We start from the raw sequence: 25,503 nt of genomic DNA, 5'->3' as shown, positions 1-25,503 counted from the left end.
GCGGACGGGGCCGCCACCTCCTAGGCTGCCCCCATGCCGAGCCCCGCCGTCCACGTCTCCTGCGCGGTCGAGGACGGTGTCGCCCACGTCCGGCTCGCGCGGCCGGACAAGCTGAACGCGCTGACCCTGCCGATCCTCGACGAGCTCGTCGCCACCGCCCGGCGGCTGCGCCGCGACCGGCACCTGCGCGCCGTGGTCCTCTCCGGCGAGGGGGACGCCTTCTGCGCCGGCCTCGACTTCGGCTCGGTGATGCGGCACCCCGTCGGCATCGCCCGCGCCTTCGTCCCGAGGCCGTGGCGCGGCACCAACACCTTCCAGGAGGCCTGCTGGGCCTGGCGCAGGCTGCCGGTCCCGGTCGTCGCCGCGGTGCACGGCCACTGCCTGGGCGGCGGCCTGCAGATCGCCCTGGCTGCGGACTTCCGCATCGCCACGCCCGACTCGTCGTGGTCGGTGCTGGAGGGCAAGTGGGGGATCGTGCCGGACATGAGCGGCATCGCCAGCCTGTCCCAGCTGGTCGGCATCGACACCGCCAAGCGGCTGACGATGACCGCGGAGGTGGTCAGCGGCAAGCAGGCCCTCGACCTGGGTCTGGTCAGCGAGCTGGACGGCGACCCCGTCGCCGCGGCGCACGAGCTCGCGGCCCGCCTGGTCCAGCGCTCGCCGGACCAGCTCGCCGCCACCAAGCGCCTCTTCGACTCCACGTGGTCGGCCAGTCCCCGGCGTACCTTCGCCCGGGAGCGCGTCGAGCAGGCGTTCCTGCTCGGGGCGCGCAACACCAAGGTCGCCCGGGAGGCCGCGCTGGCCAGGGTCGCGCCGGTCTTCGGCCCCCGCGGGCGGTGAGGCTGCCGGGGGTCCCGGGACCGGACGGGGTCGCCGCGGTCGGGCGCGTCCTGGCCGTCACCGCCGCGCTGGCGGCCTGGCTGCTGCTGGTCCGGGTGCTCGGCCCGGTCGGCCTGCTGCTGGGCGTGCTCCTGCTGGTGCTGCCGCGGGTCGGCCCGCGCGTGCGTGCCTGGCTGCGCCCGCGTGCCCTGGCCTGGTGGCAGGTCGCCCTGGGCGCGGTGGTCGTCGTCGGCGCCCTCGCGGCGGTCCTCGTGCTCGCGCCGGCCGGGCGGCTGCCCCTGCCGCCGTCCACCGGCACCTGGGTGACCCCGTCGTACCTCGGTCGGGCCGCGGTGGCCGACCCGCTGCCGGCTCTCGCGCCGGGGCCGCCCGGCCCGCTGGGGGACTCCCCGGAGGTGGACGGGGCCTGGTTCGGCGGTGCCGACTGCGGCGAGCTGGCCGCGCTGCCCACGGGGTGGCTGGTCGCGGTCTGCGCCGAGGGCGGCGAGGACGACGAACCTGGCGGCGGGACCCGCGTGCTGCGGGTGCTCGACCCGGGGACCCTGCGGCCGCTGGTCTCCCGCGAGCTGCCACCGGCGCCGTCGGGTGCGCCGGCCCGGTGCGGACGAGCGCTGGCGGTCACCGGCGACCAGGTCGTCGTGGGCACGGCGGCCGGCGCGCTCGACGTGCTGGCCACCACCGACGCCGCCGGGGAGCCCGACCTGACCCTGGCCGGCTCGACCGACCTGCGCGGGGAGCTGGCCGAGGGGGAGTGCCTGGTCGCCGTGGCCCCCGACGCCACCGGGCTGTGGTGGGCCGGGTCGGCCGGCAGGGTCGGGGTGGTCGACCCCGCGGACGGCGTCGCCTCGCTCCGGCTGCCCGGGACGGTCGCCAACCCGGTGACCGCCGTGGACGGCACCGCCTACGTGGTCACCACCCAGGTGCTCGCCGCCGTCGGGCGCGACCCGGCCGGGCGGCTGGAGGTGCGGTGGCGGTCGGTCTACGACGCCGGGACGGGGGTGCGGACCGGCCAGGTCAGCCGCGGCGGCGGCACCGCCCCGGTCCTGCTCGACGGGACCGACGCCTCGGGGCCGCTGCTCGCGCTGACCGACAACGCCGACCCCCGGGTGCAGCTGCGCCTGGTGCGGGCCGTGGACGGGTCGCTGGTCTGCCAGACCGCGCTCTTCGACGACGAGGCCAGCGCCGTGGAGGCCGACCCGCTGCCGGTCGACCGCGCCGGGGTGGTCGTGGCCAACGCCGCCGGCTGGACCGGCCCGCGCAGCACGCTGCTGGGCCGCGCCCCCGCGGGCGGCCTGGCGAGGGTCGACCTCGTCGACGGGCGGTGTCGCACGACCTGGACCTCCGACGTGGTGTCGCCCTCGGTGCGGCCGGCCGTCTCCCCGGTCAGCGGCCTGGTGCACGCCTGGGCCGTGCGTCCGAGCTGGTGGGGCGTCGACGCGTGGTACCTCACCGGCCTCGACGCCCGGACCGGTGAGTTGCGGTTCGCCGCCCGCGCCGGCACCGGGCCGGCGTACGCCGGACGCCGCGGCGGGGTGCTGCTCGGCGCGGACGCCGCTGCCACGGTCGCCACCGCGGGCGGGCTGGTGCGCGTGGTCGACCGCTTCCCGACCCTCGCGGAGGACTGAGCGCGGCGGGCCCCCGCCGAACGGCACGTTCGTGTGGGCGTCGTCGGCGTGTCGACACACGGACGTACCGCGGGAGACCATTGTGCGGTGAGCACCTCCCGTACGCCCCGCCGCCCCGACGTCACCACCGTCGACCTGGTCGGCGGCGTCGAGAGGCGCGAGCTCGTCCTGGAGGAGCCCGACCCCACCTGGCCGGACCGCTACGCCGAGCACGAGGCGCGGATCCGGGCCGCCGTCGGCGCGCACGCGGTCGCGGTGGAGCACGTCGGTTCGACGTCGGTGCCCGGGCTGGCCGCGAAGCCGATCCTCGACGTCCTGGTGACGGTGGAGGACATCACGGCGGAGGAGGACTACCTGGTCCCGCTCCTGGAGGCGGGCTACCTGCTGCGGGTCCGCGAGCCGGGCCACCGGCTGGTCCGCACGCCCGCGCTCGACGTCCACGTGCACGTGCACGAGGTCGGGGACGACGAGGCCCAGGACAAGGTCCGGTTCCGGGACCGGCTGCGGTCCTCGGAGGAGGACCGGGTGCTCTACGAGCGCACGAAGCGCCGGCTCGTCGCGCAGGACTGGGCCGACATGAACGCCTACTCCGACGCCAAGAGCGACGTCGTCGCGGAGATCATGGCCAGGTCAGCCCCACGGTCCGCTCGCTGAGCACCCACAGCGCCCGCTGCGCCCCCGCGTCCTGGGCGGCGGCGCTGGCGGTGACGACCTGCGGCCGTCCGCGCATCTGGCCGGGCCCGTCCGGGCCGCAGTACGTGCCGCCCGGGAGGTCGGCGGTGGCGGCCATCAGGGTCGGCCACGCGCCGACGGCGACCGGCTGGGCGACCGCGCGGACGGCGGCGTCGTACACCGACGAGGCCCGCCCGGTCAGCCCGTCGGCGGCCCCGCCGAACTGCCCGTTCGCGGCGAGGTGCGTGCCGGCGAAGCCGGGGTGCGCGGCCGTGGCGGCCACCGGGAGCCCCGCCTCGCGGAGGCGTCGCTCCAGCTCGAAGGTGAACAGCAGGTTCGCGAGCTTGGACTGCGCGTAGGCCTGCCACTTCCGGTAGCGACCCTGCTGGCGGGGGTCGCCGAGCGGCGCCGACCGGGCGCGTCGGTGCATCAGGGAGGAGACCGTGACCACCCGGGCGTCCTCCGCCGCGACCAGCTGCGGCAGCAGGAGGCCGGTCAGCAGGAAGGGCCCGAAGTGGTTGGTGGCCATCTGCAGCTCGAGCCCGTCCGGGGTGCGGCGCTCCGGGGTGCCCATCACGCCCGCATTGTTGACCAGCAGGTGCAGCGGGCCCAGGTCGGCGGCCCTGCGCGCGGCCGCGCGGACCGAGGTCAGGTCGGAGAGGTCGACGACCAGCTGCTCGGGGGCGGGCTGGTCGCCCCCCAGCTCGGCGGTGATCGCGTCTGCGGTGGCCCCGAGCTTCTCGGGGTTGCGCCCGGCCAGGACCACGCGCGCGCCGCGTCGGGCCAGCTCGAGCGCGGTGTGGTGGCCCAGGCCGCCGAGGCTGGGCCCGGTGACCACGGCCGTACGCCCGGCCTGGTCGGGCACGTCGGTGAGGGACCAGGGGGTGAGGGCGGCGGAGCTCATCGGCTCAGCCTAGGTCGGTCCGGGCCAGGGTCACGGCCAGCAGCAGCATCACCACCCCGATCAGGGCGTCGAGGACCTGCCAGGAGCGCGGTCGGGACAGCAGGCGGTGGGCGCGGTGCGCGCCGTAGCCCAGCCCGAGGAACCACACCGCGCTGCCGAGCACCGCGCCCAGCCCGAACCACCACCGCTCGTCGGGCCCCTGGGTGGTGGCCACCGAGCCGAGGAACAGCACGGTGTCGAGGTAGACGTGCGGGTTGAGCCAGGTCAGGGCCAGCGCGGTCAGCACGGCCCTGCGGCGGGTCCCCGCGCCGGACTCCGCCGCCCGGAGCACGTCCGGGCGGGCCGCGCGCCGCAGCGAGAGCAGGCCGAAGACGGCCAGGAACGCCACCCCGCCCCACCGCACGACCTCGAGCAGCCAGCCGGCCTGCTGGACCAGGGCGCCGACGCCGGCCACCCCGGCCATGATCAGCACGGCGTCCGAGGCCAGGCAGATCGCGACCACCGCCCCGACGTGGGCGCGGGCCAGTCCCTGACGCAGGACGAAGGCGTTCTGCGCACCGATCGCCACGATCAGGGCCAGGCCGGTGACCAGGCCGGTGAGGGTCGCGGTGGCCGCCGCGGTGGCCGGGGCGAGGAGGGAGGCGAGCACACGACCGACGCTAGGCGCGCCCGTGCGTTCAGGCCAGCGAAACAATCTTCACGATCATCAGTCGTGCTTATGATCGGTGGGTGGACCCCGCCCCCGCCCAGCTCGCCGCCCTGGCCGCCATCGTCGACCACGGCACGTTCGAGGCCGCGGCCCGCCACCTGCACGTCACGCCGTCGGCGGTGAGCCAGCGGATCCGCTCGCTCGAGCAGGCCGCCGGGCAGGTGCTGGTCCGGCGCACGGCGCCCTGCCGCCCGACCGTCGCGGGCGAGGCGCTGGTCCGGCTGGCCCGGCAGACGGCGCTGCTGCGCGCGGAGGCCGCGGAGGTCCTGGCCGGCGCGGGGGCCGGCCCGGTAGTCCTGACCGTCGCCGTCAGCGCCGACGCGCTGGCCACCTGGTTCCGGGGGGTGCTGGCCGAGCTGGCCCGGCCCGCACCGGACGGCTCGGTCGTCGCGCTGCGGCTGCACGTGGAGGACCAGGCGTACTCGGCGGACCTGCTGCGCCGCGGCGACGCGCTGGGCGCGGTGACCTCGGAGCCGGGGGCCGTGCAGGGCTGCTCGAGCGAGCCGCTCGGTGCGCTGCGCTACCACGCCGTCGCGGCACGCTCGCTGCTCCCGGACGGTCCGGCGCCGGACGCCCCCGCCGGCCTCCCGATGGTGGTCTACAACGAGCAGGACGACCTGCAGCACGCCGTCCTGCGGGCCCGCGGCCTGCCCGAGCCCCCGGTGGTCCACCGGGTGCCGACCTCGGCCGACTTCGCCGAGGCGGTCAGGCTCGGCCTCGGCTGGGGGTTGCTGCCGGAGCCGCAGCTGGCCCCGATGCGGGAGGCGGACGAGGTGGTCGACCTCGGGCCGGACCCGGTCGACGTGGCGCTGCACTGGCAGCGGTGGCGGCTCGACACCCCGGCCCTGGACCGGTTGAGCGACGCCGTACGCCGGGCCGCCCGCGCCGGGATGCGGCCCGCGGGCGGGGTCGGTGGCGGGCTCAGTGCCGGTTCGGGTGCTGCCGGTGCGACTGGCGGCTGGTGACCACGCCGAGCACGATCGCCAGCGCGCCCATCGCCAGGCAGATCCACCCCACGACGTCGGTGCGCACGACGTCGGTCACGGCCTGCGGCATCGCGATCGCGTCCAGCGCGAGGACGGCGCCGACGAACATCAGCAGGACACCTGCTCCAAGTCCCATGCCGGGACCCTACGGCCTGCCGCGCGGGACCGCCGCGCAGCAGGCCGCAGGGGTGGTGCTCCGGTGGCCGCTCAGAACGCTGCCTCGTCCAGGTCCATGACCGAGGAGTCGGTGGCCTCGGCGATGGCGCGCTCGGCGCTCACCTTGGGCAGGTTGTACTGGCAGAAGAACTGCGCGGCCGCGACCTTGCCCTCGTAGAAGGCCGTGTCCCGGCCCGGGTCGCCGCCGAGCTTCTGCAGCGCGACGTCGGCCTGGCGCAGCAGCAGCCAGGCGCAGACGACGTCGCCGAGCACCATCAGCAGGCGGCTGGTGTTGAGGCCCACCTTGTAGATGCTCGACGCGTCCTCGGCGGAGGCCATCAGGTCCTCGATCATGTGGCCGACGATCGCGTGGGCGTCCTCGAGCGCGGTGGCCAGCAGGGCGCGCTCGTTCTTGAGCCGCCCGTTGCCGGCCTCGCTGGTCAGGAAGGCCTCGATCTCGTGCGTCAGGTGGCCCAGGGCCCGGCCCTGGTCCTTGACGATCTTGCGGAAGAAGAAGTCCTGGCCCTGGATGGCGGTGGTGCCCTCGTACAGGGTGTCGATCTTGGCGTCCCGGACGTACTGCTCGATCGGGTACTCCTGCAGGAAGCCGGAGCCGCCGAAGGTCTGCAGCGACTCGGTCCCGAGCAGGACCCAGGACCGCTCCGAGCCGTACCCCTTGACGATGGGCAGCAGGAGGTCGTTGACGGCCGCGGCCAGCTCGGCGCCCTCGCCGCGGTGCTCGGCCAGCATCACCTCGTCCTGCCAGGTCGCGGTGTAGAGCACCAGTGCGCGCATCGCCTCGGCGAAGGACTTCTGCACCATCAGCGAGCGGCGCACGTCGGGGTGCCGGGTGATCGGGACCCGCGGCGCGGTCTTGTCGGCGGCGCGGGCCAGGTCGGCGCCCTGCACGCGGGTCCTGGCGTAGTCGAGCGCGTTGAGGTAGCCGGTCGACAGGGTCGCGATGGCTTTGGTGCCGACCATCATCCGGGCGTTCTCGATCACCTGGAACATCTGCGCGATGCCCTGGTGCACCTCGCCCAGCAGCCAGCCCCTCGCCGGCTCGCCGCCGCCGACGGACGGGTCGCCGAAGGTGACCTCGCAGGTGTTGGAGACCTTGATCCCCATCTTGTGCTCGACGTTGGTCACGTAGACGCCGTTGCGCTCGCCGGTCAGCTCGCCGGTCTCGTGGTCGAAGTGGATCTTCGGCACCAGGAAGAGGCTGAGGCCCTTGGTGCCCGGCCCGCCGACACCCTCGACGCCCGCGGGGCGGGCGAGCACCAGGTGCAGGATGTTCTCCTGCAGGTCGGACTCGGCCGAGGTGATGAACCGCTTGACGCCCTCGATGTTCCAGGAGCCGTCCTCGTTGGGGGTGGCCCTGCTGCGTCCGGCGCCGACGTCGGAGCCGGCGTCGGGCTCGGTCAGCACCATCGTGGAGCCCCAGCGGCGGTCGATCATGAACTGCGCGATGCGCTGGTCGCGCTCGTTGCCGTTGCGGTGGACCACCGAGGCGAACGACGGGCCGGCGGCGTACATCCACACCGGCGCGTTGGCGCCGAGGATCAGCTCGCCCATCGCCCAGACCAGGCTGGAGGGAGCCGGCTGGCCGCCGAGCGCCTCAGGGATCTGCAGGCGCCAGTACTCCGAGTCCATCCACGCGTGGTAGCTCGCCGCGAACGAGGCCGGGACCGGCGCGGTGTGGGTGGCCGGGTCGAAGACCGGCGGGGTGCGGTCACTGTCGACGTACGACGCGGCGAGGTCCTCGCGGGCGAGGCGGTCGACCTCGGACAGGATCTCGCGGGCGGTGTCGGTGTCGACCTCGCCGAACGGGCCGGTGCCGAGGACCTCTCCGCGCCCGAGCACCTCGAAGAGGTTGAACTCGATGTCGCGCAGGTTGCTGCGGTAGTGGCTCATGTCCGGGGGGCTCCTTGGCGGGTGACGGTCGGTGCGGCAGCGATGTTACCGCTCGGTCTACTGACCAGTAACATTATCGTACGACCGGTTCCCGACCCTCGCAAGGCAGGTCGCCCGCCCCGAAGGGTCGCCGCGTCTGGGACACTCGCCGGGTGCGCGTCTCAGCCAAGTCCGACTACGCGTTGCGCGCCCTGGTCGAGATGGCCCGGGCCGACGGCGAGCGGGCGATCAGTGCCGAGGAGCTCGGTCGACGCCAGGAGATCCCCCACGGGTTCCTCCAGGCGATCCTGGCCGACCTGCGACGCGCCGGGGTCGTCCGCTCCCAGCGCGGCCAGTCCGGTGGGTGGCGCCTGGCGCGCGACGCCGCCGGGGTCAGCGTGGCCGACGTGATCCGGGCCGTCGACGGCCCGCTGGTCTCCGTCTACGGGCTGCGTCCCGAGGGCGTGAGCTACAACGACCACACCGAGGTGCTGCAGCGGGTCTGGATCGCGGCACGCAGCGCCCTGCGCGAGGTGTTCGAGGACGTCTCGATCGGCGACCTCGCCGCGGGCACCCTGCCCGAGGCCGTCGAGGCGCGCACCCGCGACCAGGACGCCTGGCAGCCGCACTGACCCCGCACTGACCCCGTGCCGACCCCGCCGTGCCCCGCTCCGGCGGGGCGGGGTCCTCAGGCCACCGAGAAGCGGCGACGACGCGGGACCTGGCCGGCCTCGTCGAGGCGCGCCTCCAGCGTCTCGTTGCGACGGCTGAGCCGCTCGACGTCGCGCCGGGCCTCGGCCAGGGCCCGCGTCGTGCGCAGCAGGGCGCCGTCCAGGTCGGGCGTCGGAGCCGGGGCGGCCGGCAGCAGGTCCGCGAGGTCGCCGCGCACGTCGTGGCCGCCGTCGACGACCGCCGTGCGCCAGGTCTCCGCCCGCTCGCGCAGCCGCTGCGTGCCGGCGGCGTCGAGCGGCCGCAGGGCCGGCGCCGCGCCGGGCTCGAGGCCGGCCAGCGACAACGACCGGGTGCCGAAGCCGACGACCCGGCCGAGCTCGCGCCACGCCGTCTCCCGCCCGGCGTCGCCCGGAGGTACGACCACGACGTGCAGCCGGTCGGGCTCGCGCACCGCGCGCCGCCAGCGGCCGAGCACCGAGGCCAGGTCGGTGTCGGGGTCACCGGGCTCGGCCCACCCGTCGGGGGCCGCCACGGTGACGACGACGTGCAGCTTCAGGCCGGGCAGCTGCGTGGTCAGCAGGTCGATCTCGTCCTCGGCGGCCCCGGCCAGGGCGGCCTGGCTGACCAGCACGGTGGAGCGGCCCTTCAGGGCCCGACGGGCGATCCCGGCCCACGCGCCCTCGACCTCCTTGCGGCGGTAGCCCCACTCCTTGTGCCGCCGACGCAGCTCGATCGCGGCCCGGAACGACTCCTCGCGGGCCTTGGTCGGCACGAGCACGTCCAGCTCGGCGAGGTTGGTGCGGTGCCGCTGGACGGCGGTGTCGAGGACGTCGCCGACCCCGGGGAGCCCGATGTGCAGGTACGCCTTGCGCTTGGCCATGCCGCGAGTCTCACGCGACCGGGTCACGCGGCGGCGAGGGGCGCACGGCCCCGGGGCGGCCTGCGGGTGAACACCCGGTGGCCGGTGGCCGGGGGCCCGTGCCCGGGCTCAGGCCAGCGCGCGCTGCACCCAGGTCACCAGCGGTCGCAGCGCCTGCCAGTCGCGACGCACCAGGGCACCGATCTCGGGGGTGTGGATGACCGGGTCGAAGCCGTGGTCGCGCCCGACCACGATCGTCTTGTGGCGCAGCAGCGCGATCCGCGGGTGGTCGGCCGGGTAGCCGCGCGGGGAGGTCTTCAGCTGCTCCCCGCCGACCTCGAAGCCGGCCTTCTCCAGGGTGGTCAGGGCCCGGCGCAGGGCCGGGCCGGTGCGGTCGTCGGCCATCGCGGCCCGGAGGGCTGCGAGGCGCTCGCCGGAGGCCTCGTAGATCCCCGCGCCGGCGCGGACCCCGCGGGGGCTGAGCTCGACGTAGAAGCCCCACGACGGGCCCGCCGGGACGAAGCCGCCCTGGTGGGTCTTGTAGGGCGTCTTGTCCTTGCTGAAGCGCACGTCGCGGTACGGCCGGAAGACCTTGGCGGGTCGGCCCTCGGTCGCGAACTCGGGCGCGAGCTCCTCGATCAACGCGGTCATCGGGGCCTTGACCGACTCCTCGTAGGTCGTGCGGTGGGCCTCCCAGAACGACCGGGTGTTGTCCATCTCGAGGTCGTCGTAGAAGTCGAGCGCGGCGACGGGGAAACCGGAGAACGACACGGTCAGAGCCTAGGGGCCGGCGTCCCGGGGACGAGGGGGGAGTGTGGAGCGGACGACGAGACTCGAACTCGCGACATCGACCTTGGGAAGGTCGCGCTCTACCAACTGAGCTACGTCCGCAGGCGACCGGCGGACCGGTCGGATGAGAGGATAGACGATGTCGGGCGGCTCACGCCCCGCCGGGGGAGACCGGGCGCCCCAGGACGGGGTAGCGGGGGGCCAGTCCGTCGCCCGAGGACCGGCCGGTGAGGCGGCGGTGCACCCACGGCAGGGCCGACTCACGGGTCCACGCGGCGTTCTCCTTGAGCCGCTGCCGGGCGTCGGGCGCGACCACCGCGCGGGGCACGGCCGGCGGGAGGTCGTGGTCGACGCCGAGGGCGGCGAGCACCTCGGTGGCCATCCGCAGGTGACCGGCCGGGCCCATGTGCATCCGGTCCTCGTCCCAGAACCCCCAGTCCCGGTAGTCCCGCAGCCGCCAGAAGTCCACGATCCCGGCGCCGTGACGGTCCGCCGCCGCGCGGACCAGCTCGTTGTAGAGCGCGAACCGCCCCCGTACGGCGCGGTAGATCGCCGAGCCGCCCGGGTCGAAGGCGGTGAAGACCAGCACCCGGGCGCCGGTCCCGGCCAGTCGGCCGATCGCCTCGTCGTAGCGGTCGACCATCGCGTCGAGGTCGACCCGCGGCCGCAGGATGTCGTTGGCGCCGGCGTAGATCGTCACGACGTCCGGCTCGAGCGCCAGCGCGGGCGTGAGCTGCTCGTCGAGGATGCCGTGCAGCTTGCGGCCGCGGATGGCCAGGTTGGCGTACCCGAAGTCGTGGCCGGCCTCGTCGGCACGCGCGGCGAGGACCTCGGCGACCCGGTCCGCCCATCCCCGCAGGCCGTTCGGGCGGGTGGGGTCGGGGTCCCCGACGCCCTCGGTGAAGGAGTCGCCGAGGGCGACGAAGCGGCGGTACGCAGCGGTGCTCACGGCCGCATCCTGCCAACACCCCGCCGAGACGACGCTCGCGGACAGCCGAGATGACGCTCGCGGCGCCTCGAGATGACGGTTGCGGCGGCAGTAGGGTGCGGGCGTGCTGCTCAGCGACCGCGACATCCTGGCCGAGATCGACGCGGGCCGGGTGGCGATGGAGCCCTGGGACCCCGAGATGCTGCAGCCGTCCTCGATCGATGTGCGCCTCGACCGCTACTTCCGCGTCTTCGAGAACCACAAGTACCCGCACATCGACCCCGCGGCCGACCAGTCCGACCTCACCCGGATCGTCGAGCCCGACGGGGACGAGGCGTTCATCCTGCACCCGGGGGAGTTCGTGCTGGGGTCGACGTACGAGGTCGTCACGCTGCCCGACGACGTCGCCGCCCGCGTCGAGGGCAAGTCCTCGCTCGGCCGTCTCGGACTGCTCACCCACGCCACCGCGGGCTTCGTCGACCCGGGCTTCTCCGGCCACGTGACCCTGGAGCTGGCCAACGTGGCGACCCTGCCGATCAAGCTCTACCCCGGCATGAAGATCGGCCAGTTCTGCTTCTTCCGGCTCTCCTCGGCCTCCGAGCACCCGTACGGCTCCGCGCGCTACGGCTCGCGCTACCAGGGCCAGCGCGGCCCGACGCCCTCGCGGTCCTTTCAGGGCTTCCACCGGACCCTGATCTGAGACCCGGGTCACCCCGACTGCCACTGGCGCGGGAGTTAGGTTAGCCTTACCTCGGTATCCGACGAACCGAGGAGCTTGACCGTGCGCCCACTGCACCGCCTGACCGGCCTGGCCGCCGCCACCCTGGCGCTGACCACCCTGACCGCCTGCAGCACCGGCCCCTCCGACGAGGCCGCGACCGAGGCGGTCGAGCCGACCAGCGAGGTCGACGCCGACGCCTTCCCGGTCACCATCGAGCACGCGCTGGGCGAGGCCACCATCGAGGAGGAGCCGACCCGGGTCGTCTCGGTCGGCTACGCCGAGGCCGACTTCCCGCTGTCGCTCGGCGTGGTCCCGGTCGGCGCCGTGAAGATCACATACGCCGGCAACGAGAACGACTCCTCGGACTTCTTCGACGAGGCCCTGGCCGAGATCGACGGCGCCGAGCAGCCCGTCCGTCTCGACGAGACCGACGGCGTGCCGGTCGACAAGATCGTGCGCCTCGAGCCCGACCTGGTCACCGCGACCGCCTCGGGCATGACCCAGGAGGAGTACGACCAGCTCACCGAGGCCGGCATCCCCGTGGTGGCCTACCCGGAGGCGCCCTACACGACCACCTGGCAGCAGTCGCTCGAGCTCGTGGGTCAGGCCCTGGGTCGTACCGAGCTGGCCGACCAGGTCCAGGCCGAGACCGAGGAGCTGTTCGCGGCCACGGCCGAGGAGTACCCCCAGCTCGAGGGTGCGTCGTTCGTCTTCGGCGGCCCGAACGCCGGCGACAACTCCTCCTTCTACGTCTACACGCCCGAGGACAACCGGCCGCGGCTGCTCGCCGAGCTGGGCATGGTCAACACCGAGTTCGTCGAGGAGAACAGCGAGGAGGGCCAGTTCCTCTTCAACGTCTCCTCCGAGCGGGCCTCCGAGCTCGACGCGGACGTTTTCCTGACCTACGCCGCCTCCGAGGAGGAGGTCGAGGACCTGGCCAGCAACCCGCTGACCCGCCAGATCCCCGCCATCGCCGACAACCGCTGGTACGCCGCGGTCGACCTGACCGAGGCCATCGGCTTCTCGGCCCCGTCGCCGCTGTCGCTGCCCTCGGCGCTCGAGAACTACGTGCCGAACGTCGCCGCGGCCGTCGAGGGCGACGGCTCCGGGTCCTGACCCGGCCGGCCCCGAGGACGAGACGATGGCGGTGAGCTCACCAGAGCTGCTGGACCGGCCGCGGGCGCGCCCCGCGGCCGGTCCGGCGCGCGCCGGCGCCGTGATGCTCGTGGTGCTGCTGCTCGCCGCGGTCGCCTCCGTCCTCGTCGGCTCGCGCGGTGTCTCGCCCCTGGCGGTGCTCGAGGCCGGTCCCGACCGGGTGGTGCTCGAGTCGCGGGCGGTCCGCACCGTGCTCGGGCTGCTGGTCGGCACGGCCCTCGGGCTGGCCGGCGCCGCGATGCAGGGCCTGACCCGCAACCCGCTCGCCGACCCCGGCATCCTCGGCGTCAACGCGGGCGCCGCGCTGGCGATCGTGCTCGGCATCGTCTACCTCGGCGCCGGTGGCCTGCACGCCTACATGCTGCTCGCGTTCGTCGGGGCCGCGGTCGCCTCGGTCATGGTGCACGCCATCGCCGGGCTCGGCCGCGACGGCGCCACGCCGGCGAAGCTCACCGTCGCCGGGGCGGCCTTCGCCGCGGCCGCCAGCAGCTGGACGGTCGCGGTGCAGATGGTCGACCAGACGACGCTCGACGTGATGCGCCGCTGGCAGGTGGGTTCCCTCGGCGGCCGCGACTGGGACACCGTCGGAGCCGTGGCGCCGGTGCTCCTGGTCGGCATCGCGATGGCCCTGCTGCTCAGCAAGACCCTCAACTCGCTGGCGCTCGGCGACGACCTCGCCAAGGGCCTCGGGCGCCACACCGGCCGCGACCGGGTCCTGGTCGGCGTCGCGATCGTGCTCCTCGCCGGCACCGCCACCGCGGTGGCCGGCCCGATCGCGTTCGTCGGGCTGGTCGTCCCGCACCTGGTCCGGGGCGTCACCGGCTCCGACCACCGCCTCCTGCTGCCGCTCTCGGCCGGGTACGGCGCGGTGCTGGTGCTGCTCGCCGACACGGTCGGCCGGGTGGTGCTGCCGCCGGGCGAGGTGCAGGTCGGCATCATGACCGCGGTCGTCGGCGTGCCCTTCTTCCTGCTGCTGGTGCGACGCGGGCGGATGGGCCTGTGAGCGCGCCGACGCTGCGTGCGCCGGTGCGGGAGCACACGCCCGTACGCCCCCACCTGCGGGCGGCCACCCGTCGCCCCCGCCGGCGCCGGCAGCGGGTGATCGGCGGGCTGGTCGCTGCCCTCGTCGCCGCGTTCGCGGTCCGTGTGCTCCTCGGTGACTACACCGTCACCGCGCCCGACTTCGTCCGGATCGTGCTCGGCGAGCAGATCCCGGTCGCGACCTTCATCGTGATGGAGTCCAAGCTCCCGCGGGCCGTGCTGGCCCTGCTGGTGGGGCTGGCGCTCGGCAGCGCCGGGTCGCTGTTCCAGACCCTGCTCCGCAACCCGTTGGCCAGCCCGGACGTGATCGGCGTCAGCATGGGCGCCAGCGCCGCGGGCGTGTTCGCCCTGCTGGTGATCGGGCTGCGGGACGGCGCCGTCTCGGTCTTCGCCGTCGTCGGCGCCGTCGTCGTCTCGGTCGTCGTGCGGTGGGTGGCCGGCACCACCGGCGGCTACCGCCTCGTCCTGGTCGGCGTCGGCATGGCCGCGGCCATGGTCTCGGTCGTGCAGTACCTCTTCGCCCGCTCGGCGACCTACGACGTGCAGCTGGCGCTGCGGTGGCTGGTCGGCAGCGTCAACAACGTGCCCTGGGCGACGATCGGCGCGCTGGCCGCGGCCCTGGCCGTGCTGCTGCCGCTGCTGGTCTGGCTGTCCCGCGCGCTGCCGGTGCTCGAGCTCGGCGACGACGCCGCTGCCGGGCTCGGCGTCGGCCGGCACCGCACCGACGTGCTGCTGCTGGTCGGGGTGCTGCTGACGTCGGTGGCCGTGGCCGCCGCGGGGCCGGTCTCGTTCGTGGCCTTCATGGCCGGGCCGATCGCCCGGTCCCTGCTCGGCGGACGGCACAGCCTGCTCGCCGGTGCCCTGGTGGGGGCCGTGCTGATGCTGCTCGCGGACTACGTGGCGGCGTACCTGGTCCCCGGCGTGGTGCTCCCCGTCGGGGTGGTGACGGGAGCGGTCGGAGGACCGTTCCTGCTGTGGCTGCTGGCGCGCGGCGCCGCAGGAGGGAGAGCCGGATGAGCAGGCTGCGCACCGAGGCCGTGAGCCTGGGGTACGGCGACCGCACCGTGGTCCACGACGTGACCGTCGAGGTCCCCGACGGGCAGGTGACCGTCGTGGTCGGCCCGAACGCCTGCGGGAAGTCGACCCTGCTGCGGGGCCTGGCCCGGCTGGTCCGGGCCCGCGGCGGCAGCGTGCTGCTCGACGGCGAGGTGATCCACCGGCGTCCGACCAAGGAGGTCGCCAAGGTCCTCGGGCTGCTGCCCCAGAACCCGGTCGCCCCCGACGGCGTGACCGTCGCCGACCTCGTCGGCCGCGGCCGTCACCCGCACCAGGGCATCTTCGCCCGCTGGGGCGCCGAGGACCGGGCGGCCGTCGAGGAGGCGATGGTCCTCACCGACACCGCCGGCCTCGCCGACCGCGTCGTCGACGAGCTCTCCGGTGGGCAGCGCCAGCGGGTCTGGATCGCGATGGCCCTGGCCCAGGGCACCGACCTGCTCCTGCTCGACGAGCCGACGACCTACCTCGACGTCGCCCACCAGGTCGAGATGCTGGACCTGCTCGCCGAGCTCAACGCCCGCTCCGGCACCACCATCGTGATGGTGCTCCACGACCTCAACCTCGCGGCCCGCTACGGCCACCGGCTCGTCGCCATGCGCGACGGTGTCGTCCTGGCCGAGGGCACCCCGGCCGAGGTGGTGACCTCGGCGAACGTGCGGGAGGTCTTCGGCCTCGACAACACCGTGATCACCGACCCGGTCTCCGGCACCCCGCTGGTGGTGCCCATCGGGCGCACCCACGCCCCCGTCCCCCAGGAGGACGCATGACGACCGACCCCGGCACGACCGACCCCGGAACGACCGACCCCGGCATGACCGAGCCCGCCGAGCTGCCGCTCGTGCTCGGCGAGGTGGAGGTGGCCTCGGTCGACCGGCTCTCGCCGTCGTTCGTCCGGGTCGAGCTCGGTGGGGCCTGCCTGGCCGAGATGGACGTCGACGGCAGCTGGCTGGACCAGCGCTTCAAGGTGATCTTCCCCTGCGACGACGGCTCGCTGCCGCAGCTGCCGATGGCCGGCGCGACCTGGTGGGAGGCGTGGCAGGCGCTGCCGGAGGAGGAGCGCGGCAGCATGCGCACCTACACCGTCCGCGACGTGCGCGGGCTCGGCGAGCACCGCCGCCTGGTGGTGGACATCGTCGTGCACGAGCACGTGGACGGGGAGCCGGACGGGCCGGGCAACCGGTGGGCCTCGGCGGCCGCCGAGGGTGACCGGCTGCTGGTGCTGGTCCCGCGGCGCGGCCACGAGTTCGGCGGGCGCGAGTTCGCGCCGGCGCCGACCGACCGGGTCCTCCTCGTCGCCGACGAGACCGCGGTGCCGGCGGTGGCCGGCATCCTGCGCGACCTCGGGCCGGACGCCGCGGGGTGCGCGCTGCTCGAGGTGCCGACCTCCGCGGACGTGCAGGCCCTCGAGGGCCCGGCGGGTGTCGAGGTGCACTGGCTCCCGCGGGACGGGGCGGCGCGGGGGGACCTGCTGCACGCCGCGACCGTCGCCCGTCTCGGGGTCGACCCCCGGGAGCTGCCCGAGGTCGACGACGACGAGGTCGACCCGAACGTGTGGGAGACGCCGGTCTACTCCTCGTCGGGGGAGCAGATCGCGCCCGACCCCGGTGCGGACGTCCGTGAGGGCCTGTACGCGTGGATCGCGGGGGAGTCGAAGGTGGTGACCGGTCTGCGTCGCCACCTGGTGCGCGAGCGCGGCGTCGACCGCGGCCAGGTCGCCTTCATGGGCTACTGGCGCGAGGGCGTGTCGATGCGCGGCTGACCACGCCGGCGACGGGTGGTGCCGGGGACGCCGGGACGGGCGTAGCGGGTGGCGGTGGTGCGGTCGGCGGATCGCTGACGCGCCTCGATCTCGGCGAGCGGGCGGAACTCGTGCATGAGGGTCTCCTTCGGGTCGGGTCGGGTCGGGTCGGGTCGGAGGTACGGGGTCAGGCGTCGAGCAGGTGGACGTCGCCGCTCACGGTGCTGACCCGCAGGGTCAGGTGGGGGCGGTCGTCGGTGGGCTCGCCGCGCGGGGAGGTGTCGGCGCGGACCGAGCCGCTGAGGCTGGTCACGTCGGTCCACACGGGCAGGTCCACGGGGATCGCGACCCGCGCGTCGGTCGAGGCGCCGCGCAGGGTGATCGTGGTCGCCGCGGCCCGGTCCACCACGACGTCGCCGCTGCCGCTGGTCATCGTGACGTCGCCGAGGGGCCGGGCGACGTGCAGGTCGCCGGACCCGGTCTTCACGGCGAGGTCGCCGAGCACCTCGCCGAGCCGGACGTCGCCGGAGCCCGTGGACACGACGACGGCCGCCGCGGCGTGCTCGACAGTCACGTCGCCGCTGCCGCACTTGACCTGCAGCTCGCCCCCGACGCGGGCCAGGTGCACGTCACCGGAGCCGGTCTCGACCAGGCCGGCCCCGGTGAGGGTGTCGACCACCAGCGCCCCGCTGCCGCTGCGCAGCGACGCCGCGCCGTACGAGCCCTCGGCCCGCAGGTCGGCGGTGCCGGTCCGCACGTCGAGGTCGCTGCCGGTGGGGAGCACCACCTCGACGTCGACCTCGATGTCGCGCTCGGCGAACCCCCTGTGCTGGGGGACGGTCACCGACAGGGTGCCGTCGACGAGGTCGACGACGACGTCGCGGGCGTGCCAGCCGGTGACCTTGACCGACGCCGTGGCGGTGTCCTCGGTCGTGGCGGTCAGGCTGCCGCGGCCCAGACGCGCGAGGAGGCGGACCGGCTCGGGGGTGTCGAAGGCGTGGTCGCGGATGGCGGTCATGGGGCTCCTCGGGTTCGGGTGGGGCGGTCGGTGGTGGTCAGAGCCAGCCGGTCGTACGACGGCCGGCGCGGTGGCCGAACGGGTCGAACCCGCCGGTCAGCGGGAGGCTGGAGAGGTCGACGTCGACCCGGGCCGCGCCCTCGCGGGTCGCGTCGCGCACGACGTTCACCAGCCAGGTGTTCAGGGAGTGCCCGGCGCCGGCGGCGGCCTCCTCGGCCTTGTTCTTCAGGTGCTCGGGCAGCCGCAGCGTGATCCGGGCGACGCCGCCGTCCTCGTCGGTCTCCGGGGGCGCGGGCGGCGCGGGCGGCACCGGCGGCGTCGGCACGCCCGCGGTGCCGCCATGGACGACGAAGTCGAGGTCGCGGCCGTCGAGGCGGACGTCGACGCCTCCGCCGGCCATCTCGGCGGTGATCTCGGCGGCGGCGTGGGAGACCGCCTCCATCAGGGCCAGGCGGGCGGCCGGCTCGAGGGCGTACCCCAGTCGCTCGGCGACCGCGTGGGTCTGCTCGTCGGCCCCGGCGGCGGCGAGCAGGTCGCGGCGGAGGCTCTCGACGTACGGGGTCAGGTCCATGACGCCACTCTGACATCATTGTGACGTCACGACAAGGGTGTGGTGACGTCGAGGTGCCGCCAGTGCGACCAGCGGCGGCGGTGCGTGAGTGTCGGATGGGGCCAAAGGTCCCCCTGGGGTCTTGTGCAACCGCCGGTCCGAGGTGTGGAATCCACCGGTGCTGCCCGTCATCCCCCAGGCCACGATCATCTCGGCGAGCTTCGTCGACTACCTGATCGTCGCGCTGTACTTCCTCGTCGTCCTCGGGATCGGCGTCCTCGCCCGCCGCCAGGTCTCGGACTCGGTGGACTTCTTCCTGTCCGGCCGGTCGTTGCCGGCCTGGGTCACCGGCCTCGCCTTCATCTCCGCCAACCTCGGCGCCGTCGAGATCATGGGGATGTCGGCGTCCGGGGCCGAGTTCGGCCTGCCCGCGACCCACTACTTCTGGATCGGCGCGATCCCGGCCATGCTGTTCCTCGGCGTGGTGATGATGCCGTTCTACTACGGCTCCAAGGTGCGCTCGGTGCCCGAGTTCATGCGCCGCCGCTTCGGTACGGGCGCCCACCTCGTCAACGCGCTGTCCTTCGCCCTGGCCCAGCTGCTGATCGCCGGGGTGAACCTCTACCTGCTCGGCAGCATCATCCAGGCGATGCTCGGCTGGAACCTCTACCTCTCGCTGGTCGTGGCCGCGATCGTCGTGCTGTCCTACATCACCCTGGGCGGGCTGAGCGCGGCGATCTACAACGAGGTGCTGCAGTTCTTCGTGATCGTGGCCTCGCTGCTGCCGCTGACCCTGATCGGCCTGCACCGCGTCGGTGGCTGGGGCGGGCTCAAGGACAGGATCACCGAGGCCGCCGCGAGCAACCCGGCCTCGGCGACCGCCTCCGAGCAGCTGAACTCCTGGCCGGGCAACGCGCTCTCCGGCTTCTCCAACGACTTCCTGTCGGTGGTCGGGATCGTCTTCGGGCTCGGCTTCGTGCTGTCCTTCGGCTACTGGACGACGAACTTCGTCGAGGTCCAGCGCGCGATGGCCTCGAACTCCATCTCCGCGGCCCGCAAGACGCCGATCATCGGCGCCTTCCCGAAGATGTTCATCCCGTTCGTCACGATCGTGCCGGGCATGATCGCCGCCGTCCTGGTCTCCGAGATCGCCGACCTCAAGGCCGGCGAGACCGTGGCCGGCGGGGCCGAGGGGACGGTGCAGTACAACGACGCGCTGCTCTACCTGATGCGCGACGTGCTTCCCAACGGCCTGCTGGGCCTGGCCATCGCGGGCCTGCTCGCCGCGTTCATGGCCGGCATGGCCGCCAACATCTCTGCGTTCAACACCGTGCTGTCCTACGACCTCTGGGAGCAGTACGTCGTCAAGGACCGCTCCGACGACTACTACCTGCGCGTGGGCCGGTGGGCCACGGTCGTGGCGGCGGTCGTGGCGATCGGCACGGCCGTGTTCGCCTCGGGCTTCACCAACATCATGGACTACCTGCAGACCCTGTTCGGGTTCTTCAACGCCCCGCTGTTCGCCACCTTCATCCTCGGCATGTTCTGGAAGCGGATGACGCCGACCGCCGGCTGGGTCGGCCTGGTCGCCGGCACCTTGTCCGCGGTGCTGGTCGCGTTCCTCTCCGAGGACGCGTTCGGCGCGGCCAGCCTCGGGGTCATCCCGCTGGGGGGCCAGGGCGCCGCCTTCGTCGCCGCGGCGACGGCCTTCGTCGTCGACATCGTCCTCAGCGTGGTCGTGTCGCTGGTGACCAAGCCCAAGGACCCGGCCGAGCTCCGGGGCCTGGTCTACTCCGAGACGCCCAAGGAGGACCTCGTCGACGCCGAGGAGGCCGGCTACCCGTGGTACCGACGCACCATGCCGCTGGCCGGCATCGCCCTGGTGATGGTCATCGCCCTGAACTTCGCCTTCTGAGGAGCACCGCATGAGCAACGAGCACCAGTCCGGGTCGCCCGCCGAGGCGTCGATGTCCGAGACCGAGAAGGCGGCCTTCGAGGAACGCACGCACACCGCCGGCGCCTTCGACATCCGCAACGTCATCGGCGGCCTGCTGGCCGTCTACGGGGTGATCCTCACCGTCACCGGTCTCTTCACCGAGAGCACGCCGGGGGTCGCCGACCCCGACGACTACAACAGCAACCTGATCGCCGGGATCGTGCTGCTCGTGGTGGGCGTGGGCTTCGTGGTCTGGGCCCGCGTGCGTCCGGTCGTGGTGCCGGTGCAGGAGGACGACACCGCCGGAGGCTGAGGCCCGCCTGCCCGGCACACGACAGCAGCGGATCACTGCCACCAGGTGATAGTGATCCGCTGCTGTCATGGCGGGCGGCGTGGTCGTCCACAGGTCGGTGGCACGGGCCTGGCGCCGCGGACACCTCCGGGCGCAGGCTGCGCGGCGTGGACGAGTCGCCCGCCGTCGTACGCGCCCTGCTCCAGCGGCAGGACGGCGTCGTGGCGCGCCGCCAGGCCCTCGAGGCCGGTCTCGGCGAGGCGGACGTCCGGCGGATGCTGCGGGGCCGTACCTGGACCACCCTGCTGCCCGGCGTCTACGTCGACCACACCGGCCGGCCCTCCTGGACCCAGCACGCCTGGGCTGCGGTGCTCGCGACCTGGCCCGCCGCCCTGCACGGCGGCTCCGCGCTCCGCGCGTACGACGGTCCCGTCCCGGGGCGGCCCGACCGGGGTCGTCCGGCCGTCCACGTGGCGGTCGACCGCAGCCGCTCCCGACCGTCCCCGCTCGACGGGGTGGTCGTGCACCAGGTGGCCCGCCTCGACGAGACCGTGCTGTGGAACCTCGGACCGCCGCGGCAGCGGTACGCCGACGCGGTGCTCGACACGGCCGCCGCGGCCGGCGCGGAGCTGGACCGGGTCGCGGTGCTGGCGCGGGCGGCGGGCTCCCGGCGCACGACCGCCGCGCAGCTGGTCGCCGCCCTGGCCCAGCGCACGCGGTACCCCCGACGCCGCTGGACGCAGGACGTGCTGCGCGACGTCGCCGAGGGGACCTGCTCGGTGCTCGAGCACCGCTACCTGACCGGGGTGGAGCGCGCCCACGGCCTGCCCCGGGCCGAGCGGCAACGGCGGGAGGCGGGGGTCGCCGGCGTCGTCTACCGCGACGTGACGCTCGGCGCCGCCGTCGTCGAGCTGGACGGTCGGCTGCACCACGACGACCCGCTGGCGCGGGACCTCGACCTCGAGCGTGACCTCGACGTCGCCGCCTCCGGACGGACCACGGTCCGTCTCGGCTGGGGGCAGGTGCTGGACCGGCCGTGCCGTACCGCGGCCAAGGTGGCGGCGTTCCTGCGGCAGCACGGGGTGGAGGCGTACGCCCGTCCGTGCGGTCCGGGCTGCCCTGCCGGTCTCGCCGCATGACAGCAGCGGATCACTGCCACCTGCTGGCAGTGATCCGCTGCTGTCATGACCGGGCCGACCGGCGGGCGGGACTCAGAGGTCGAAGAGGCTGCTCGACCCGCTGATGTCGGCGTCGGTGCGCGGCTGGTGCTGCTCGCCCGACGGGGCCGGCTGCTCCGCGTCCCCGGGGGGCTCGGCCGCGGCGTCGGCCTCGTCCGCGGGCTGGCCCTCGGCGGCCTGCCCGGCCTCGGCGGTCCGCGCCTCGGCCTCTGCCTGTGCCTCGGGCTCGGTGATCCCGGCCTCGGCAGCCTCCGCCACGATGGCGTCGGCCGACACGGTCTCGGTGTCCTCGTCCGCCGGCGCCGGGCTGGTCGCGGCGACCGGCTCCGGTGCCGCCGCGGGGGCGGGGGCGGCCGGTGCCGGGGCAGTGGGCTCCCCGAGGTCGAAGAGGGACCCGCCCTCGGGGATCTCGGTCGAGGGCGCCGGGGTGACCGCGGTCGGGGCCGGTGCGGCCTCAGGCTCGCTCGCGACGGCCCCGGGTGTGGGTGCGGGCTCGGCCTCGGGCTGGGCCTCGGGCTCGGCGACGGCGGGAGCCGTTGCCGCTGCGGCCGGGGCGGCCGGGGCGGCGATGTCGAACATCGAGCGGCGGGTCGGGTCGGTCGACCGGGCGGACGACGCCGGTGCCGGGGAGGCCGGTGCCGGGGTGGCCGGTGCCGGGGTGGCCTGCGCCGGGGCCTCTTCGGGGGCCTTGGTCGCGGGCGCCTCGGCGGCGGGCTTCGGGTCGGCGGCGGGTGCTGCCGGCGCGGGCTCGTTGGCCACCACGTCGAAGAGCGACCCGCCGGACCCGAGGTCCGTGGCCGGCTTCGTGGCCGGCGTCGCCGGCTCCGTCGTCGCGTCCGGCTCGGCCGTCGCCTGTTCGGCGGGCTTCGGGTCGACGGCGGGTGCTGCCGGCGCGGGCTCGTCGGCCTCCACGTCGAAGAGCGACCCGCCGGACCCGAGGTCCGTGGCCGGCTTCGTCGCCGGCTTCGGGGCCGGCTCGGCCGCCGCCGGTGCGGCGGGCTCGGCCTTCGCAGCCGGCTCGTCACCGCCGAGGTCGAACAGCGACCCGCCGCCCAGACCCTTGTCGGCCGGCACCTCGGCGGGTGCGTCGGACGCCTTCGCAGCCGGCGCGGCGGCCGGCTCGTCGCCGCCACCGAGGTCGAAGAGCGACCCGCCGGACGACGCCGGCTCGGCGGCCCTGGCCTCGGCCGGCACGGACTTCTCCGAGGACGCCGTCTCCGGCTTGTCCTCCGCGGGCGCCTCGACCGAGGTCTCGGCGGGGGTGTCGAAGAGCGACGACCCGCCGCTGGCCTTCGCCAGCGGGCCGGCGTCGGCGGTCCGGGTGACGGACTCCTCGGTGCGCATCTCGTCGTCGGGGCTCGGCTCGGCGTGGGTCGCCTCGTCGTCGCGGACCAGCGTGTCGGTGCCGCCAGCGGACGAGGCCGACCCGACGGCGGCCGCAGCGCCGGCCGTGGCGGGCGCGCCGCCCGGGGCCAGCTTGGTGGCCTGCACGCCCTTGACCGAGGCCAGCAGCATCTGGGCCACGTCGAGGACCTCGACCTCCTCCCGCGCATCACCCTTGTCCTGGGCGGCGGTGAGGCCGTCGGAGAGCATCACGCGGCAGAAGGGGCAGCCGACGGCGATCTGGTCGGCGCCGGTGCCGATGGCCTCGTTCGTGCGGTTCATGTTGATCCGCTCGCCGATGTTCTCCTCCATCCACATCCGCGCGCCGCCGGCGCCGCAGCAGAAGGAGCGCTCGGAGTTGCGCTCCATCTCCACGACCTCGGCGCCGGGCAGGATCTGGAGGAGCTCGCGCGGCGGGGAGTAGACGCCGTTGTGACGCCCGATGTAGCACGGGTCGTGGTAGGTGATCGAGCGCTTCGCGGCACCCGCGCCCTCGGCGACCGGGGTCAGCCGGCCCTCGCGCACCAGGCGGTTCAGCAGCTGCGTGTGGTGCACGACGTCGAGCTCGATGCCGAGCTCGCTGTACTCGTTCTTGAGGGTGTTGAAGCAGTGCGCACAGGTCGAGACGACCTTCTTGACCTTCGCCTCCTTCATCGTCTCCACGTTCTGCTGGGCCAGGCCCTGGAAGACGAACTCGTTGCCGGCGCGACGGGCCGGGTCACCGGTGCAGGTCTCGCCGGTGCCGAGCACGCCGAAGGTCACGCCGGCCATGTCGAGCAGCTCGGCGACGGCACGGGTGGTCTTCTTCGCGCGGTCCTCGTACGCCCCGGCGCAGCCGACCCAGAACAGCCACTCGACCTCGTCCAGCGACTCGATGTCCTTGCCGACGACCTTGACGTCGAAGTCGAGACCCTTGGTCCAGTCCAGGCGCGCGGAGGCGTTCATGTTCCACGGGTTGCCCTTGTTCTCCAGGCCCTTGAACAGCCCGTTGAGCTCGGCCGGGAAGTTCGACTCGACCAGCACCGCGTAGCGGCGCATGTCGATGATGTGGTCGACGTGCTCGATGTCCACCGGGCACTGCTGCACGCAGGCGCCGCAGGAGGTGCAGTTCCACAGCACGTCGGAGTCGATGACCGCGGCGCCGCTGTCGGGGTTGTAGAACCAGTCGTCACCGGTGTCGCCGACCAGGGGGCGCTCGACCTCGCGGGTCAGGGTGTCGTTGCCCTCGAGCAGCGCCGCGCGGTCGCCCTCGTCGGCCTGGAGGTACGGAGCCTTGGCGTAGGCGTGGTCGCGGAGCGCGGTGATCAGCAGCTTCGGCGACAGCGGCTTGTCGGTGTTCCAGGCCGGGCACTGGCTCTGGCAGCGACCGCACTCGGTGCACGAGGTGAAGTCGAGCAGGCCCTTCCAGCTGAAGTCCTCGACCTGGCCCACGCCGAGCGTGGTGTCCTCGTCGAGCTCCTCGAGGTCGTCGAGGCTCACGGTCTTGCCGGCCGAGGTGAGCGGCTTGACCCGACCGAGCGCCAGCGAGCCGTCACCCTCGCGCTTGAACCAGATGTTGAAGAACGCGGTGAACCGGTGCCAGGCCACGCCCATGGTCAGGTTCAGCGAGACCACGATCATCCAGGTGAAGGAGATGACGATCTTGAGCATCGCGACCAGGAAGATCAGGTTCGCCAGGGTGCTCTCCGAGAGCCCGGAGAGGGCCTCGCCGATCCAGAAGGTCAGCGGGAAGTGGAAGGCCGAGGCGAGGTCGTCGCCCTCGGCGGCGGCCAGCGCGTACTCCAGGCCGCGCAGCATCACGATGCAGACGCCGACGCCGAAGATCACGGCCTCGACGAAGTAGCCCTGCCACATGTTCGAGCGGTACAGCCGCCCGGCGTTGCCGCGGACCCGCTCCTTGGGTCGGGTCACGCGGTAGGAGAAGAGCCCGACGATCGCGGCGAGCATCACCCAGGTGAAGAGCTCGGTCGCCCACTCGAAGAGGAAGAAGTGACCGATGAACGGGAGCACGAAGTGCGGGTCGAACAGCTGCCCGAACGCCGTGACCAGGGTCAGGAAGAGCAGGCCGAAGCCGGTCATCACGAACCAGTGCGCCCCGCCGACCCAGGTCCACTGGAGCATCCGGGTGTGCCCCAGCGACTCCTTGACCAGGGTCAGCGAGCGTCCGACCGGGTTGTCGGTGCGCGACGTCGGCGTGCCGGTGCGCACCACCGCGACCATGGCCGCGATCGCCCGCACGAACAGGGTGGTGCCGACGGCGGCGATCGCCAGGGAGACCACGATGGCCACGATCTGCATGCGGGTGTGCTCCTCGTCCTCGTGCGCGTCCGGAGGACGTGCGCTGCGAGCCTAGGTCCGACGGCGGCGGCCGTCAGTCCCCCGGCCCGGTGAGGAATATCCTACTC

At 74.2% G+C, this 25,503-nt stretch carries 25 protein-coding genes and 1 tRNA gene; 14 read left to right on the top strand and 12 right to left on the bottom strand.

Annotated elements, in window-relative coordinates:
• The first annotated feature begins 33 nt into the window (after positions 1-33).
• The 3 genes from ENKNEFLB_RS21215 (at position 34) to ENKNEFLB_RS21205 (ending at position 3,119) form a co-directional block, all read left to right on the top strand.
• A complete protein-coding gene (locus ENKNEFLB_RS21215; protein ID WP_214057160.1) occupies positions 34-840 on the top strand; it encodes a crotonase/enoyl-CoA hydratase family protein in 807 nt (268 codons plus the stop codon).
• A complete protein-coding gene (locus ENKNEFLB_RS21210; RefSeq protein ID WP_214057159.1) occupies positions 837-2,465 on the top strand; it encodes a hypothetical protein in 1,629 nt (542 codons plus the stop codon). Before ENKNEFLB_RS21215 ends, ENKNEFLB_RS21210 begins: the two co-directional genes overlap by 4 nt.
• Positions 2,466-2,552: 87 nt before the next feature.
• Entirely contained in the window at positions 2,553-3,119 is a 567-nt protein-coding gene (locus tag ENKNEFLB_RS21205) for a GrpB family protein (protein ID WP_214057158.1), read from the top strand.
• Here ENKNEFLB_RS21205 and ENKNEFLB_RS21200 read toward each other — a convergent pair.
• Positions 3,085-4,041: an oxidoreductase gene (locus ENKNEFLB_RS21200; protein ID WP_214057157.1), complete on the bottom strand. Its 957-nt coding sequence runs from the start codon at positions 4,039-4,041 to the stop codon at positions 3,085-3,087. The two genes, ENKNEFLB_RS21205 and ENKNEFLB_RS21200, sit on opposite strands and share 35 nt — an antisense overlap.
• A 4-nt stretch (positions 4,042-4,045) precedes the next feature.
• Positions 4,046-4,690, bottom strand: a complete 645-nt coding sequence (locus ENKNEFLB_RS21195; RefSeq protein ID WP_246535717.1) for a LysE/ArgO family amino acid transporter — start codon at positions 4,688-4,690, stop codon at positions 4,046-4,048.
• Positions 4,691-4,770: 80 nt separating this feature from the next.
• Here ENKNEFLB_RS21195 and ENKNEFLB_RS21190 point away from each other — a divergent pair, with 80 nt between their 5' ends.
• The gene (locus ENKNEFLB_RS21190) at positions 4,771-5,715 is read left to right on the top strand and encodes an ArgP/LysG family DNA-binding transcriptional regulator (RefSeq protein ID WP_214057156.1); all 945 of its coding nucleotides are present in this window, start codon (positions 4,771-4,773) and stop codon (positions 5,713-5,715) included.
• Here the strand turns inward: ENKNEFLB_RS21190 and ENKNEFLB_RS21185 are convergent.
• Positions 5,672-5,872, bottom strand: coding sequence for a DUF6458 family protein (locus tag ENKNEFLB_RS21185; protein ID WP_214057155.1), 201 nt, complete (start codon positions 5,870-5,872; stop codon positions 5,672-5,674). The two genes, ENKNEFLB_RS21190 and ENKNEFLB_RS21185, sit on opposite strands and share 44 nt — an antisense overlap.
• Before the next feature lie 71 nt (positions 5,873-5,943).
• Positions 5,944-7,803: an acyl-CoA dehydrogenase gene (locus ENKNEFLB_RS21180; protein ID WP_214057154.1), complete on the bottom strand. Its 1,860-nt coding sequence runs from the start codon at positions 7,801-7,803 to the stop codon at positions 5,944-5,946.
• Positions 7,804-7,955: 152 nt separating this feature from the next.
• Here ENKNEFLB_RS21180 and ENKNEFLB_RS21175 point away from each other — a divergent pair, with 152 nt between their 5' ends.
• Positions 7,956-8,414, top strand: a complete 459-nt coding sequence (locus ENKNEFLB_RS21175) for an RrF2 family transcriptional regulator (protein WP_214057153.1) — start codon at positions 7,956-7,958, stop codon at positions 8,412-8,414.
• Positions 8,415-8,470: 56 nt separating this feature from the next.
• Here the strand turns inward: ENKNEFLB_RS21175 and ENKNEFLB_RS21170 are convergent, their stop codons facing one another.
• From ENKNEFLB_RS21170 to ENKNEFLB_RS21155, 4 genes are all read right to left on the bottom strand, one after another.
• Positions 8,471-9,334 (bottom strand): hypothetical protein, encoded by an 864-nt coding sequence (locus ENKNEFLB_RS21170; protein ID WP_214057152.1) that lies wholly within the window; start codon positions 9,332-9,334, stop codon positions 8,471-8,473.
• A 108-nt stretch (positions 9,335-9,442) separates the two neighbouring features.
• Positions 9,443-10,084, bottom strand: a complete 642-nt coding sequence (locus ENKNEFLB_RS21165; RefSeq protein ID WP_214057151.1) for a DUF2461 domain-containing protein — start codon at positions 10,082-10,084, stop codon at positions 9,443-9,445.
• A 44-nt stretch (positions 10,085-10,128) separates the two neighbouring features.
• Positions 10,129-10,204: transfer RNA gene (locus tag ENKNEFLB_RS21160), tRNA-Gly, on the bottom strand.
• A 49-nt stretch (positions 10,205-10,253) separates the two neighbouring features.
• Positions 10,254-11,051, bottom strand: a complete 798-nt coding sequence (locus ENKNEFLB_RS21155; RefSeq protein ID WP_246535716.1) for an SGNH/GDSL hydrolase family protein — start codon at positions 11,049-11,051, stop codon at positions 10,254-10,256.
• 103 nt (positions 11,052-11,154) lie between these two features.
• Between ENKNEFLB_RS21155 and dcd the strand changes: the two genes are divergently transcribed.
• The 6 genes from dcd to ENKNEFLB_RS21125 all read left to right on the top strand — a co-directional run bounded on the left by dcd (position 11,155) and on the right by ENKNEFLB_RS21125 (position 16,762).
• A complete protein-coding gene (gene dcd / locus ENKNEFLB_RS21150) occupies positions 11,155-11,730 on the top strand; it encodes a dCTP deaminase (protein WP_214057149.1) in 576 nt (191 codons plus the stop codon).
• A gap of 81 nt (positions 11,731-11,811) precedes the next feature.
• A complete protein-coding gene (locus ENKNEFLB_RS21145; protein WP_214057148.1) occupies positions 11,812-12,867 on the top strand; it encodes an ABC transporter substrate-binding protein in 1,056 nt (351 codons plus the stop codon).
• A gap of 25 nt (positions 12,868-12,892) precedes the next feature.
• Positions 12,893-13,909 carry a FecCD family ABC transporter permease gene (locus ENKNEFLB_RS21140; RefSeq protein ID WP_214057147.1) on the top strand — a complete coding sequence of 339 codons (1,017 nt, stop codon included), beginning with the start codon at positions 12,893-12,895 and terminating at the stop codon, positions 13,907-13,909.
• The gene (locus ENKNEFLB_RS21135; RefSeq protein ID WP_246535715.1) at positions 13,906-14,964 is read left to right on the top strand and encodes a FecCD family ABC transporter permease; all 1,059 of its coding nucleotides are present in this window, start codon (positions 13,906-13,908) and stop codon (positions 14,962-14,964) included. Before ENKNEFLB_RS21140 ends, ENKNEFLB_RS21135 begins: the two co-directional genes overlap by 4 nt.
• Positions 14,961-15,770, top strand: a complete 810-nt coding sequence (locus ENKNEFLB_RS21130) for an ABC transporter ATP-binding protein (protein ID WP_214057146.1) — start codon at positions 14,961-14,963, stop codon at positions 15,768-15,770. Before ENKNEFLB_RS21135 ends, ENKNEFLB_RS21130 begins: the two co-directional genes overlap by 4 nt.
• Positions 15,767-16,762 carry a siderophore-interacting protein gene (locus ENKNEFLB_RS21125; protein ID WP_246535714.1) on the top strand — a complete coding sequence of 332 codons (996 nt, stop codon included), beginning with the start codon at positions 15,767-15,769 and terminating at the stop codon, positions 16,760-16,762. Before ENKNEFLB_RS21130 ends, ENKNEFLB_RS21125 begins: the two co-directional genes overlap by 4 nt.
• Here ENKNEFLB_RS21125 and ENKNEFLB_RS21120 read toward each other — a convergent pair.
• The 3 genes from ENKNEFLB_RS21120 to ENKNEFLB_RS21110 are packed head-to-tail and all read right to left on the bottom strand — an operon-like array spanning position 16,729 to position 18,330.
• Positions 16,729-16,878: a hypothetical protein gene (locus ENKNEFLB_RS21120; RefSeq protein ID WP_214057145.1), complete on the bottom strand. Its 150-nt coding sequence runs from the start codon at positions 16,876-16,878 to the stop codon at positions 16,729-16,731. The two genes, ENKNEFLB_RS21125 and ENKNEFLB_RS21120, sit on opposite strands and share 34 nt — an antisense overlap.
• Positions 16,879-16,928: 50 nt before the next feature.
• Complete coding sequence (locus ENKNEFLB_RS21115; RefSeq protein WP_214057144.1) at positions 16,929-17,759, bottom strand: DUF4097 family beta strand repeat-containing protein; 831 nt, start codon at positions 17,757-17,759, stop codon at positions 16,929-16,931.
• 37 nt (positions 17,760-17,796) lie between these two features.
• Positions 17,797-18,330 (bottom strand): toxin-antitoxin system HicB family antitoxin, encoded by a 534-nt coding sequence (locus ENKNEFLB_RS21110; RefSeq protein WP_214057143.1) that lies wholly within the window; start codon positions 18,328-18,330, stop codon positions 17,797-17,799.
• Positions 18,331-18,499: 169 nt separating this feature from the next.
• Between ENKNEFLB_RS21110 and ENKNEFLB_RS21105 the strand changes: the two genes are divergently transcribed.
• The 3 genes from ENKNEFLB_RS21105 (at position 18,500) to ENKNEFLB_RS21095 (ending at position 21,676) form a co-directional block, all read left to right on the top strand.
• Entirely contained in the window at positions 18,500-20,224 is a 1,725-nt protein-coding gene (locus ENKNEFLB_RS21105) for a sodium:solute symporter family protein (protein ID WP_214059651.1), read from the top strand.
• A gap of 52 nt (positions 20,225-20,276) precedes the next feature.
• A complete protein-coding gene (locus ENKNEFLB_RS21100) occupies positions 20,277-20,558 on the top strand; it encodes a hypothetical protein (protein WP_214059650.1) in 282 nt (93 codons plus the stop codon).
• A gap of 146 nt (positions 20,559-20,704) precedes the next feature.
• Positions 20,705-21,676, top strand: a complete 972-nt coding sequence (locus ENKNEFLB_RS21095) for a hypothetical protein (RefSeq protein ID WP_214057142.1) — start codon at positions 20,705-20,707, stop codon at positions 21,674-21,676.
• Positions 21,677-21,748: 72 nt separating this feature from the next.
• Here ENKNEFLB_RS21095 and ENKNEFLB_RS21090 read toward each other — a convergent pair whose 3' ends face one another.
• A complete protein-coding gene (locus tag ENKNEFLB_RS21090) occupies positions 21,749-25,396 on the bottom strand; it encodes a (Fe-S)-binding protein (RefSeq protein WP_214057141.1) in 3,648 nt (1,215 codons plus the stop codon).
• Between the last annotated feature and the right edge of the window lie 107 nt (positions 25,397-25,503).

The organism is Nocardioides aquaticus, from assembly GCF_018459925.1.
Taxonomy (GTDB): domain Bacteria; phylum Actinomycetota; class Actinomycetes; order Propionibacteriales; family Nocardioidaceae; genus Nocardioides; species Nocardioides aquaticus.
The sequence above is the reverse complement of the archived record's forward strand: the minus strand, read 5'-3'. Positions and strand labels throughout refer to the sequence as shown.